This is a genomic window from Aliiroseovarius salicola, from assembly GCF_027891095.1.
Classification (GTDB): Bacteria; Pseudomonadota; Alphaproteobacteria; order Rhodobacterales; family Rhodobacteraceae; genus Aliiroseovarius; species Aliiroseovarius salicola.
The window spans coordinates 396324-407340 of the sequence record NZ_JAQIIO010000004.1 but is presented as its reverse complement, the minus strand read 5'-3'; the positions used below and the strand labels follow the sequence as shown (position 1 = coordinate 407340).

The window sequence follows — 11017 nt, the reverse complement described above, 5'->3', positions numbered from 1 at the left end:
ATAAGCGTCCCAATCACATAACAAACAGAAAAGCCCGCCATTTCGGCGGGTTTTTTTTGCGAATTCGCAGATATTTACGGCGGGTCGCCGCCGAATGCCGAGAGCTTGGCAATGCGGCTTGCAACAGCCTCTACAATCTTGTCGTCTGGTTCTGGGCAGCCCCGTTCGCTGTATTTATGCACGCCAAGGGGGCGCGCCGCTCACGATGGACAGAAAGAACGGAGAAAAACATGAAACTCGCTGCTGCCCTCCTGCTGATCGCCACGACCACTCTCGCCGCTTGCGCTTCAGATCCCGCGCCAGCACCGATGCCTGAACCGATCGCTCCTGAAATGACCTATGACAAGATGGGCAACCCGGTCAGCTAACCGCTCCGCACTTGCACCCTTAGGGAAGGGACAGCCACCATTGTGCGGGTCCCTTTTCGGGTGTCATGTTGCATGCTCTGCACAAACCTCATGCGCCCAGTCCCGAAAGGCCTGGACCTTGGGGTCGTTCCACTTGTCTTCTGAACTGATCAGGGCATAGCTTCCCAAACGCGTGCCACAGATCATCTCCGGGAATGGCAACACCAAAGCGCCACTCTCCAATTCATCCCGGCACAGTTCCAGATCTGCCATCACCACACCGGTTCCGATCACTGCCGCCTTCACGGCCATATCGAAATTCGGAAACACCTCGCCGCGATTGATATCAAGCTGCGCGCCTGTGTCATCGTTGGCAAACCGGTCAACCCAGGTGGCCCAATCGCCGCGCCACCGGCTTTCATGCAAGATCGTCACTTGCCCCAGCTGGGCGGGCGCGGGCAGCCTATGGCGTGCAAGAAAACTTGGTGAACAGGCCGGAGAAATGCGCATTGGGAACAAGGGTTGCGCCACAGTATTCTCGCCGCGTCTACTCCAGTTTTCGACAGAAATACCCACATCATATTCCTGTGCATCAAACCCGGTATCGCCATAAAACTCGGTGGTCAATCGCACCCTGATATCGGGATGGCGGGCGCGAAAATCATCCAGCCGGGGAAACAGCCAGCGGATCGACAGCGCCGGAGGGCAGATGATCCGCAGCTCGCCCGCATTTTCGGTCAAACGCGCGATTTCGCGTTCCATGCTGGCAAAGGCTTCGCTGAGAACTGGCAAAAGCGATGCACCGGACTCGGTCAGCTCCACCCCCCGTGGGCTGCGCCGAAACAGGGCCAGCCCCAGTTGCTCTTCCAAAAGCTTCACATGGCGACTGATGGCCCCACGCGTCACGAAAAGCTCTTCTGCCGCATCGATATACCCGCCATGACGCGCCGCCGCTTCAAAGGCTCGCAGAGCATTGAGGGGAAGTTGGGTCATCGGGGCGTCCTTGGATCAGTTTATCTGATCCATGATAGGACAAAGCTTGGTTTGCGCGCAATGGCTCGTAGAGCTTATTCTTCATGTTAAAGAGTACAACAGACTGGAACTCATCATGCAATCAGATCTAAGCCAGAGGATTCACCTGCATACCCGCCCATCCATTCAAGAGTGGTTGCAAATTTTCATCAGATTTTTTGATCCAACAACGGGTCACAGCAAAATCCAAAATGCCACAGTCGATCCGCCAGAGGACGCCTTGGTCCGCTTGGTTGAAACCTCGCCGCATTTGTTGTCCGACGTTGGTTTTGTCATAGATCCACATCGCAGCAACAACCAGCGCACAATTTGGATATCAGATCAGGCTGAGATTGAAATCCTGCACCCGGAGTGATCAGACAGAGCGATCAGGGCGTCGTCACCGCGCGCCCTGCCCCACCACGCCCAGCGGATGCTATTTCATCATTGCATCCATGGCGATTGGCGCGTCGGTGGTGAAAATATAGTCGTCATCACCTGAATGGCAGGCGATACACCCGGCATCAGCCCCTTTGGCCACGCGACCAGCCAAACGCATGCCTTTGGGGTTCATATCCAAAGACCCATCTGGCAGGTATTTCACCCAGAACCAGTTCTGATTGTCCTCATCATAACCCTTCTCGCGCTGAAACATGACCGTATAGGCCCCCAGATGTTTGCCCGGATCACCGAGAACCTGGTCGATCTCAACCCCTTCAGGACCAAAGTTGCGTTTCACGATTAGCGTACCGGTATGACCGTTCACCTCAGCGGTGGAATAGAATGTCTCCAGCATCAGCCCATGCGGTTCGATCCCTTCATAGGGAAATCCGCGGATCATGCCATCACCAGCAAGGCGCTGATCTACCATCGCCTGCCAGACGGCCTGTGCATAAGACGCGTCTTCATCAGTGCCAAACATTGCATCCTGAGCGGTGGCAACTGCCCCTAATCCCAGTGCAGCGGCAGTGGCCAAAACAGCAATATGTTTCATCTTGTCTCCTCCTGAATATCTTCATGTAGGGCTGCCCAAGCCTAGCGCGCGCTTTCTTCACGGGGGTGCAACTCTGATCACCCAACTGCGATGGGGTGTGATTGGACAGCAGCCCCCATTCGCGCGAGTTTCGACGCATGATACGTATTGGAGTGATCCTTCTTCTGCTCGCCCCCGCCACTGGCTGGGCCGAAAGCTGTGTAACCAACAGCTCAGACCACAGTCATTTGTTCGCGGTCTCACCGTCTCAGGGGGATCGTTTGATGCAAACCTTGGCTCCGGGGGAACGCCTGTGCAGCCCGACGCGCAACGGCGCAATCCTCAGCGTGTTTGAAAATGCAGATGCCTTTGAGGGATGCTCGCGTCTGGTGGGCCCAGACCAAAGTGACCGCTTGATGGCCTATGCGGAGTTTGACCGCTGTCACTGGGCCTCTCACGACCGTTGAGCCCAGCCCACAGCATATGCCGGCCTTCCGGTCAGCCTGTGTCTAAGGCACCGTCGCCCGCCTTAGCGAAAACCCCAATTAATCATCTACTTCTCGATCGCGACGGCCGAAGTCACAATCGCAGGTATTGGAACGTTCCAATGCGGCCCGGCCCCATGGTTTTCCAATACCTTAGAGACAACCGCCGCTCTGATCGCCGCTGCATTTTCTGACGGCTGTGGACGCAATAACGCGCCCCCTCTTGCCGTTCCCTCATAGAAGAAATCATAGGGATCCCCAGGGTCATTGACTTGCCACTCGGACGCCACTGTGAATTGTCGGAGTTCAGAAAACCCGACCTTCTCAAGCGCCGGAAAGGCAAGCACCGGATCGGCGTAGTCATTCGCGCCGGGTCCCGGTGGCAAATCGATGCCAGGTGCCCCGAATTGACCGATCGCGTGAAAAACATATCCAAGTGCAGTATCCACTTCGGGGCCACACCACACCGAAAACGCCAACCGACCGCCGGGGCGCAGAACCCGACGCGCTTCGGCAAACACCTTCGGAGGATCCGGAACATGCGGGATACCAAACCCGATGGTGACGGCATCGAATGTCTGATCCTCAAAATCCAACGCCATCGCATCGCCTTCGACGAACCGGGCCTCTGGTACGGCCTCGCGCGCCATCCCAAGCATGGCCGGTGAGAAATCAAGCCCTGTCACCCGCGCACCTGCATTGACGAGGCCCGCCGCGACATTGCCGTGACCGCAGCAAAGGTCGAGCGCATTGGTGCGCGGACCAGCCCCAACGGCCTTGACCAGGGTCGGCACAACCATGTCGGCCGCCTTTGAAAAAACCATCGCATAAGATGTTGCAACGTCGGTTTTGGCCCACTCGCGTTTTTCAAGTGCTGCGAAGGTATCGGGTCCTTGATCTTCTGACATCTGTTTTCCACGCAAATACTGGATTTAAGTGAACCGCGTGAACTGGCTGCATGTCAACGGGTGAGAATGGGACCGAGTTCGTTACCACACTATTCCGGGGACGCTTGGGTTCACGATTTCCCATGAGCATCATCAATCGGACAAGCGATTTCGGGCACAACGGAGCGGACCTTTTCCTTTTCTCTCCCCCAGCGTTGCACTCCCCGCATGACGGGGTTTCCTTGTCCACGCGTCATCCAGCTCAAAAACTTGATTTCCCTCAATGCGAGCTGAATTCGTTAGCCCTAACTGTCCGCCAAACCCGCGAACAGAAAGGTATTTTCCATGTCCTCCCCCAAAAATGGCCCGCTCGACGGCATCACCATTGTTGACCTGACCCATGTGCTGGCCGGGCCATATTGCTCGATGATCCTGTCCGATCTGGGCGCCAAGGTGATCAAGGTCGAGATGCCCGGGATCGGTGATGATACCCGCCATTTCCCGCCTTTCCGGGATGGCCATTCCGCCTATTTCGCCACGATCAACCGGGACAAACAGTCGATTGCCCTGAACCTGAAGCAAGCAGAAGACCGCGAGATCTTTGATAAGATCCTGACCCGCGCTGACGTGGTGATGGAGAACTACCGCCCCGGGGTGATGGAGCGGCTGGGTTATGGCTGGGACGAACTGCACGCCCAGTTCCCACAGATCATCTATGGTGCGGTGTCGGGCTTTGGCCACTCTGGTCCCGAAGCGCTGAAACCGGCTTATGACATGGTGGTGCAGGCGCGTGGCGGGGTGATGTCGATCACCGGCGAAAAAAACCGCGAACCCGTGCGCGTGGGGGCTTCCGTCGGCGATATCGTGGCGGGCATGTTTCTCGGTCATGGGCTTCTGGCCGCACTCTATCACCGCGAACGGACCGGCGAGGGGCAGAAAGTGGACGTGGCGATGCTTGATAGCCAACTCGCCATTCTCGAACACGCGGTGGCGATCTCTAACGAAACCGGCACGCCCCCCGGCCCGTCCGGTGCCCGCCACCCCTCAATCGCCCCCTTTGAGGCGTTCCACGCCGAAGATGCTCTGTTTGTCATTGCCTGCGGCAACGACGCGCTGTTCCAGAAACTCTGCAAAGAACTGGGCAAACCAAAACTGGCTGAACGGGAAGAGTTCAAAACCAACCTTGCACGGTGTGAAAACGTGATGCACCTCAGGCGCCGGATCGAACTTTTGACACTGGATCATCCGGTGGCCTATTGGCTAGAGAAACTCACCGCCGCCGGCATTCCCTGCGCCCCCATTCAGAACGTTGCCCAAGTGTTGCAGGACCCTCAGATTCTGGCGCGCAACATGGTGCTGGATCTGCCTGCCCCCGATGGCGGCACCTTCAAGGCGGCGGGCAACCCGATCAAGATGAGCGGCATGGTCGATCACAACAACCACGCACCAGCTCCGCTTCTGGATGAACATCGTCAGGACATCTTGAACTGGCTGGCGGGTTAAGGGGCTTTGCCCCTCGGACTGCGTCCTCACCCCAAGGTATTTCGGACAAGGAAAACGGGCGCCCTGGCTTTTTCTTGCTGAAAATACCTCGGGGTGAGCGCGTTTGTCGCGCGAGGGGCAGCGCCCCTTTTCTGTCGCTCCTTGTGCTGTAAGTGGCACAATTCTGCGTTTTGTGCCGCTCTTGGTTCATTTTTGCCGTTCTTCGACATTGTGTCCTGCGCCTGCCTGTTTAGATTGCTCCCAAACATCCGATCAATTCAGGACAAACGCGCGACATGTCTCACGAAAACACTCCCGAAAACGGCAAGGATCCCCTCGTCATCTTCACCCCGTCCGGCCGGCGCGGTCATTTCCCGGTGGGCACCCCAGTTCTGACCGCCGCGCGGCAGTTGGGCGTGGATCTGGACAGTGTTTGTGGCGGGCGCGGTGTGTGCTCGAAATGCCAGATTACACCCAGCTATGGCGAGTTCCCCAAACATGGCGTGACAGTGGCCGAAGACGCGCTTTCCGACTGGAACAAAGTAGAGCAGCGCTATGACGACATTCGCGGGCTGACCAAAGGCCGCCGGTTGGGATGTCAGGCCAAGGTGCAAGGCAATATTGTGATCGACGTGCCGCCTGAAAGCCAGGTCCATAAACAAGTGGTGCGCAAGCGTGCCGAGGTGCGGGATATCACCCTGAACCCGACCCTTCATCTCAGCTATGTCGAGGTCGAAGAACCCGATATGCACAAGCCTTCTGGCGATCTGGAACGGCTGATTGCAGCGCTCAAACTTGCAACTGGTCATGACGCGCTGGAGATTGACACCCATCTTCTGCGTCCGCTGCAACCCCTATTGCGCAAGGGGGAATGGAAAGTCACGGCCGCTATCCACACCGCGCACTCCGGTGGCACGCCGCGGATTGTGGCGCTTTGGCCGGGCTATTTCGAGGGTCCGATCTTTGGCCTCGCCGTGGATCTTGGCTCCACCACCATTGCTGGGCACCTCTGCAACCTGTCGACAGGGGAAGTGGTGGCCTCTTCCGGCCTCATGAACCCGCAAATCCGTTTTGGCGAGGACCTGATGAGCCGGGTCAGCTATGCGATGATGAACGCGGGCGGTGATCTGGAAATGACCGAGGCGGTACGGGCTGGGTTGAACGATCTGGTGGACGACATCGCCAAGGACGCCGAGATCGACAAGAGCCAGATCCTGGATGCGGTCTTTGTGATGAACCCGGTCATGCACCACCTGTTCCTTGGCATTGACCCGTTTGAATTGGGTCAGGCGCCTTTTGCGCTGGCCACCTCGGACGCATTGGAACTCGCTGCCTCGGATCTTGGCCTTGATATCGCGCCGGGTACGCGCGCCTATATCCTGCCCTGCATTGCGGGCCATGTGGGGGCTGACGCGGCGGGCGTAGCCCTTTCCGAGGCACCGAACAAATCCGACGACCTTGCACTGATCGTCGACGTGGGCACCAATGCTGAGATCTTGCTGGGCGACAAGAACGGCGTATTGGCCTGTTCCTCCCCCACCGGACCGGCCTTTGAAGGCGCTCAGATCAGCTCTGGTCAACGCGCCGCCCCCGGAGCGATTGAACGGGTGGAAATTGACCCCATCACCAAGGAACCGCGTTTCCGTGTGATCGGGTCAGAGCTGTGGTCCGATGACGAGGGGTTTGACGCCACAATCGCCACCACCGGTATCACCGGCATTTGTGGCTCGGGCATCATCGAAGTGATTGCCGAGATGCGTATGGCTGGTCTGGTGGACGCAAGCGGGCTGATCGGATCTTCGGAACAGACCGGTACGGATCGTTGCTTTGCCGATGGGCGCACCAACTCTTATCGTCTTTGGGACGGCAATGAAGACCAGAAAGCGATTACCGTGACCAATGGCGACATTCGCGCAATCCAGATGGCCAAGGCGGCGCTTTATTCCGGCGCGCGGCTGTTGATGGACAAGCGCGGGGTGGAAGATGTCGACCGCGTGGTGCTGGCAGGCGCGTTTGGTGCGCATATCTCATCGAAACACGCGATGGTGCTGGGCATGATCCCGGATGCGCCTTTGGACAAGGTGACCAGCGCGGGCAACGCCGCCGGTACCGGTGCACGCATCGCGCTGCTCAATCGTGACGCGCGTGGTGAGATCGAAGCACTTGTGCGTCAGATCGAGAAGATCGAAACCGCCGTCGAACCGCGCTTTCAGGAGCATTTCGTGAACGCCTCTGCCATGCCCAATTCCTCCGACCCCTTCCCCACGCTGCGATCGGTCGTGGACCTGCCGGACCCCAGTTTCAACACTGGTGGCGGAGAAGATGGCACCGAAGGCGGACGTCGTCGTCGCCGTCGTCGCGGATAGGTCGTCGCGGATAAGAAAAACCTTTGGGTGTCAGGGTTTCCACCTTGACGCCCGCCGCCCCTTGGCATACCTCAGAGCGCGAGCGCGGGTATGGTGAAATGGTATCATGCGAGCTTCCCAAGCTTAAGGTGCGGGTTCGATTCCCGCTACCCGCTCCAACCTTCCCGCAAAGTTGAAGAAGACGCCCGGCGACCGGGTAGTTCAATATTTGTTGAGAAAATCATGTCTGAGGCCACCGACCCCTTCGCCCACATCCCACTGGTCACCCCCCTGACGGCAGAGCAGATGCATTCCCTCGGCGTGCCAGAAGGTTGGCATTTCGGCATGGCTGACCGCGTTAGGTTTCATGAACTTGACCCGTTGAACCATGTCAACAACGTCGCCTATTTCCGTTGGTTTGAATCCCTGCGCATTCCGTTTTTCGGCCACTACCATGTCTCGACCTATTCGGAGGGGGATCCTCAGGTGGTGCTGGCGACGAATTACGCCCGCTATTTCAAGCCGATGCATCAGGGTGACAATTATGTGACCGTGACCCGCTGCAACTCCTTCCGCCGGTCCTCATTTATGATGGAATACGGCGTCTATGTTGAGGGTGAGTTGATGTGTGGGTCCGAGAGTTTGATTGTGACCCTGGAACAGGATGGCGTCACGAAACGCGCCCTCCGGGATGAGACGGTCACGGCCTTCCTGCGTGATGGTGCCAAACAGGAATGAGGGCGCTTTAAAAGTTTAAGGTTTGGCTGATTTGACCTTTGGAAGTTTAAAGAATCGCAGTTCAGGTGTTTAAAAACTTACAAGTTTTTCCCTCATGGCAGGCGCAGCCATTCCGCGACGCCGCCGGGCAATTCTGGCCGGAAATAGGCAATCATCCGTCCCTCTTCCAAAGCCTCAGCCCCCTCTGCCCAAGGGGCAACCCCATGCAGGGCAAACCGGTGCAGAAGATAGGCTTCGCCGGGTTGGGCATAGACCTCTACGCGAGGGCAGGTTTCAAAGACCTCACGACGCGCATTGCGATAGGCATCCGTGATGTCATGGCGCTGCAACTCATTGGGCGACACCCCGTCAAATGCGGCGGTCAGAACACGGCGCATGATATGATGTGATTCCTCCCAAACCACCAGAGGGCTTGCCCCTTTCCCACTAGAATTTAACGGTATTCCAATGACATAGGCATGGGCTTCGCCCACACAGCGCTGCCCTCCCGGCAGTTCTGGTTTGATCCCATCCAGATGGGCCGCGTCACGGTTTTTGCGAAAACTGTGGGCGGCATCACTTTCGTTGGGATCCTGTTTTGGATAGCCCGGATAAGTGATTGAAACCTGTCCTTGATCCAGCGGATACCATCCATAATGCGCCTCGATGAACGTACGAATTGCGCCGGTAAGCGGCCCACCTCCTTTAAGCACTCCCTCACCATCATTGGGCAGTGCATTCACCCCGACGAACCACGTGCCACCGCAACGTTTCCACTGACGTGTCTGCACCGGATCTCGCGCTGCATCACGCGCAAAGGGAAGCGCTTTTTGAACCCAATTTTTCACTGATTGCTCAACTGGAAACCGCACCCAGCCTTTTTCAGAAAACAGGCGTTTCACCCGAAAATCGCTTTTCTAAGCATGTTTAATGCTACCAGAATGAGGAATACGGAAAACACACGCTTCAAGGGTTTTGGATCCATTGCATGGGCGAGCTTCACCCCGTAAGGCGTTGTAATCATGGTCATTGCTATGATCAGGAGAAACGCAGGAATATTTACGGCGCCAATCGTTCCGGGCGGTGAAACCGTCACGGGGACAAAGAGAAACCCGATCACCGAGGGCACAGCGATAATCACGCCAAACCCTGCGGCCGTGGCCACAGCCTTGTGGATCGGACGACCATGCAGGGTCATGGTCGGGACACCAAAGCTCCCTCCACCAATGCCCATCAAGACGGACAGAAAACCAAGCAGAGGAGACAGGATCACCCGTTTGATACCTTTGGGCATCTCCTCAGCCAAGCGCCATTCAGAACGGCCAAGCCCCAGATATAACCCGATGATCAACGCCAATATACCAAAGACGGCCTGCAAGATGATCGACCGAAGTTCGGCAGCCACCAACACGCCAATAACGGCTCCGACCACAATGCCGGGCAGCCAGGTTTTCAATATATCCCATTCCACCGCCCCCTTTTTGTGATGCGACAAGACCGACCGAATAGAGGTTACGATGATCGTCGCCAAAGAGGTCGCCAGACAGATCTGCATGAGCTGATCTGACGCGTACCCCAATGAAAAGAAAGCATAATAAAAAGCCGGAACCAGAACGATCCCACCGCCCACACCCAACAATCCGGCCAGCACACCGGCAAATCCACCAATGATCACAAGCATCAGCGCCATGGGGACAAGCAAGGTCAGGTCAGGCATTAAGGGCTCCTATTCGGGCACATAGGACAGGGCCTTTTCAACCACGTCAATCCCCGCACCGGGTTTGTGGCCTTCTTCTGATAGGGTCCGACGCCATAGGCGCGCACCGGGGCGTCCTGCAAACAGGCCCAGCATGTGGCGCGTGATGGCGTTCAAACGCCCGCCCTGCGCAATATGCTGCTCGATATAGGAATACATCTCTTCCACAACCTGATGGCCGGTTTTCGGGTCTGAGGTGGCGCCGTAAATATCACGATCTGCGGTCAACAGGATATCACCCGGATTGTGATAGGCCGCTCGCCCGATCATCACGCCATCCATATGCTCAAGGTGCTCCACCGCTTCTGCAAGCGTCGCAATCCCGCCATTGATGGACAGGTGCAGATCCGGAAATTCCTGTTTCATTCGGTACACAAGCGGATAGTCCAGCGGCGGAATATCCCGGTTCTCTTTGGGGCTGAGACCTTGCAGCCATGCCTTACGAGCGTGAATGGAGATCCTGTTCACGCCGGTTGCAGATATCTTTTCAAGAAAATCCGGAAGAACTTCTTCGGGGATTTGGTCATCCACTCCAATACGACATTTTACTGTAATTTCAATATCCTGTGAGGCTTCCTTCATTGCAGAGACACAGTCCGCGACCAATGCTGCGTCACGCATCAGCACCGCCCCAAACGTACCAGATTGCACCCTGTCTGATGGGCAACCCACGTTGAGGTTCACCTCATCATATCCGCGCTCGACACAAAGCCGTGTTGCCGCAGCAAGCTCTTGCGGGTCCGACCCTCCAAGCTGCAAGGCCACCGGGTGTTCGGCGTCATGATACTCCAACAAATGCAGCGCCCCACCGCGCACAAGCGCCGGAGACGTGACCATTTCCGTATAAAGCAATACCTCACGGCTCATCAGCCGATGGAAATACCGGCAATGGCGATCCGTCCAGTCCATCATCGGGGCCACGGACAAGCGCGCTGCCATTTCAAGGCGCGACTTCAATGGGTTATCCGTTTTCTGAACCAGCATGAAGAGACAGCCTCCAGAGAGCAATTACAG

At 57.0% G+C, this 11017-nt stretch carries 12 protein-coding genes and 1 tRNA gene; 7 read left to right on the top strand and 6 right to left on the bottom strand.

Going from position 1 to position 11017, the window contains the following annotated elements; all coding sequences use genetic code 11:
* A partial coding sequence (locus tag O2N63_RS10455) for a hypothetical protein (RefSeq protein WP_271054205.1) occupies positions 1-368 on the top strand: 368 nt, incomplete at its 5' end.
* A gap of 63 nt (positions 369-431) precedes the next feature.
* Here the strand turns inward: O2N63_RS10455 and O2N63_RS10450 are convergent.
* Positions 432-1340, bottom strand: coding sequence for a LysR substrate-binding domain-containing protein (locus O2N63_RS10450; protein ID WP_271054204.1), 909 nt, complete (start codon positions 1338-1340; stop codon positions 432-434).
* Positions 1341-1371: 31 nt separating this feature from the next.
* On the opposite strand from O2N63_RS10450, the gene O2N63_RS10445 reads away from it, so the two are divergent.
* A complete protein-coding gene (locus O2N63_RS10445; protein WP_271054203.1) occupies positions 1372-1734 on the top strand; it encodes a hypothetical protein in 363 nt (120 codons plus the stop codon).
* 60 nt (positions 1735-1794) lie between these two features.
* On the opposite strand, the gene O2N63_RS10440 is transcribed toward O2N63_RS10445, so the two are convergent.
* A complete protein-coding gene (locus O2N63_RS10440) occupies positions 1795-2352 on the bottom strand; it encodes a hypothetical protein (RefSeq protein WP_271054202.1) in 558 nt (185 codons plus the stop codon).
* A 137-nt stretch (positions 2353-2489) separates the two neighbouring features.
* Between O2N63_RS10440 and O2N63_RS10435 the strand changes: the two genes are divergently transcribed.
* On the top strand, positions 2490-2798 hold the full coding sequence (locus tag O2N63_RS10435; RefSeq protein ID WP_271054201.1) for a hypothetical protein: 309 nt from the start codon (positions 2490-2492) through the stop codon (positions 2796-2798).
* Positions 2799-2884: 86 nt separating this feature from the next.
* Here O2N63_RS10435 and O2N63_RS10430 read toward each other — a convergent pair whose 3' ends face one another.
* On the bottom strand, positions 2885-3724 hold the full coding sequence (locus O2N63_RS10430; protein WP_271054200.1) for a methyltransferase domain-containing protein: 840 nt from the start codon (positions 3722-3724) through the stop codon (positions 2885-2887).
* Positions 3725-4048: 324 nt separating this feature from the next.
* Between O2N63_RS10430 and O2N63_RS10425 the strand changes: the two genes are divergently transcribed.
* The 4 genes from O2N63_RS10425 (at position 4049) to O2N63_RS10410 (ending at position 8268) form a co-directional block, all read left to right on the top strand.
* The gene (locus O2N63_RS10425) at positions 4049-5206 is read left to right on the top strand and encodes a CaiB/BaiF CoA transferase family protein (RefSeq protein WP_271054199.1); all 1158 of its coding nucleotides are present in this window, start codon (positions 4049-4051) and stop codon (positions 5204-5206) included.
* A 275-nt stretch (positions 5207-5481) separates the two neighbouring features.
* Complete coding sequence (locus tag O2N63_RS10420; RefSeq protein ID WP_271054198.1) at positions 5482-7551, top strand: ASKHA domain-containing protein; 2070 nt, start codon at positions 5482-5484, stop codon at positions 7549-7551.
* Positions 7552-7635: 84 nt separating this feature from the next.
* Positions 7636-7709: transfer RNA gene (locus O2N63_RS10415), tRNA-Gly, on the top strand.
* 64 nt (positions 7710-7773) lie between these two features.
* Positions 7774-8268 carry an acyl-CoA thioesterase gene (locus O2N63_RS10410; RefSeq protein ID WP_271054197.1) on the top strand — a complete coding sequence of 165 codons (495 nt, stop codon included), beginning with the start codon at positions 7774-7776 and terminating at the stop codon, positions 8266-8268.
* A 92-nt stretch (positions 8269-8360) separates the two neighbouring features.
* On the opposite strand, the gene O2N63_RS10405 is transcribed toward O2N63_RS10410, so the two are convergent.
* The 3 genes from O2N63_RS10405 to dusA are packed head-to-tail and all read right to left on the bottom strand — an operon-like array spanning position 8361 to position 10987.
* Entirely contained in the window at positions 8361-9095 is a 735-nt protein-coding gene (locus tag O2N63_RS10405) for a hypothetical protein (protein ID WP_271054196.1), read from the bottom strand.
* Positions 9096-9145: 50 nt separating this feature from the next.
* A complete protein-coding gene (locus O2N63_RS10400) occupies positions 9146-9964 on the bottom strand; it encodes a sulfite exporter TauE/SafE family protein (RefSeq protein ID WP_271054195.1) in 819 nt (272 codons plus the stop codon).
* 9 nt (positions 9965-9973) lie between these two features.
* The gene (dusA, locus tag O2N63_RS10395; protein WP_271054194.1) at positions 9974-10987 is read right to left on the bottom strand and encodes a tRNA dihydrouridine(20/20a) synthase DusA; all 1014 of its coding nucleotides are present in this window, start codon (positions 10985-10987) and stop codon (positions 9974-9976) included.
* Positions 10988-11017 lie beyond the last annotated feature (30 nt).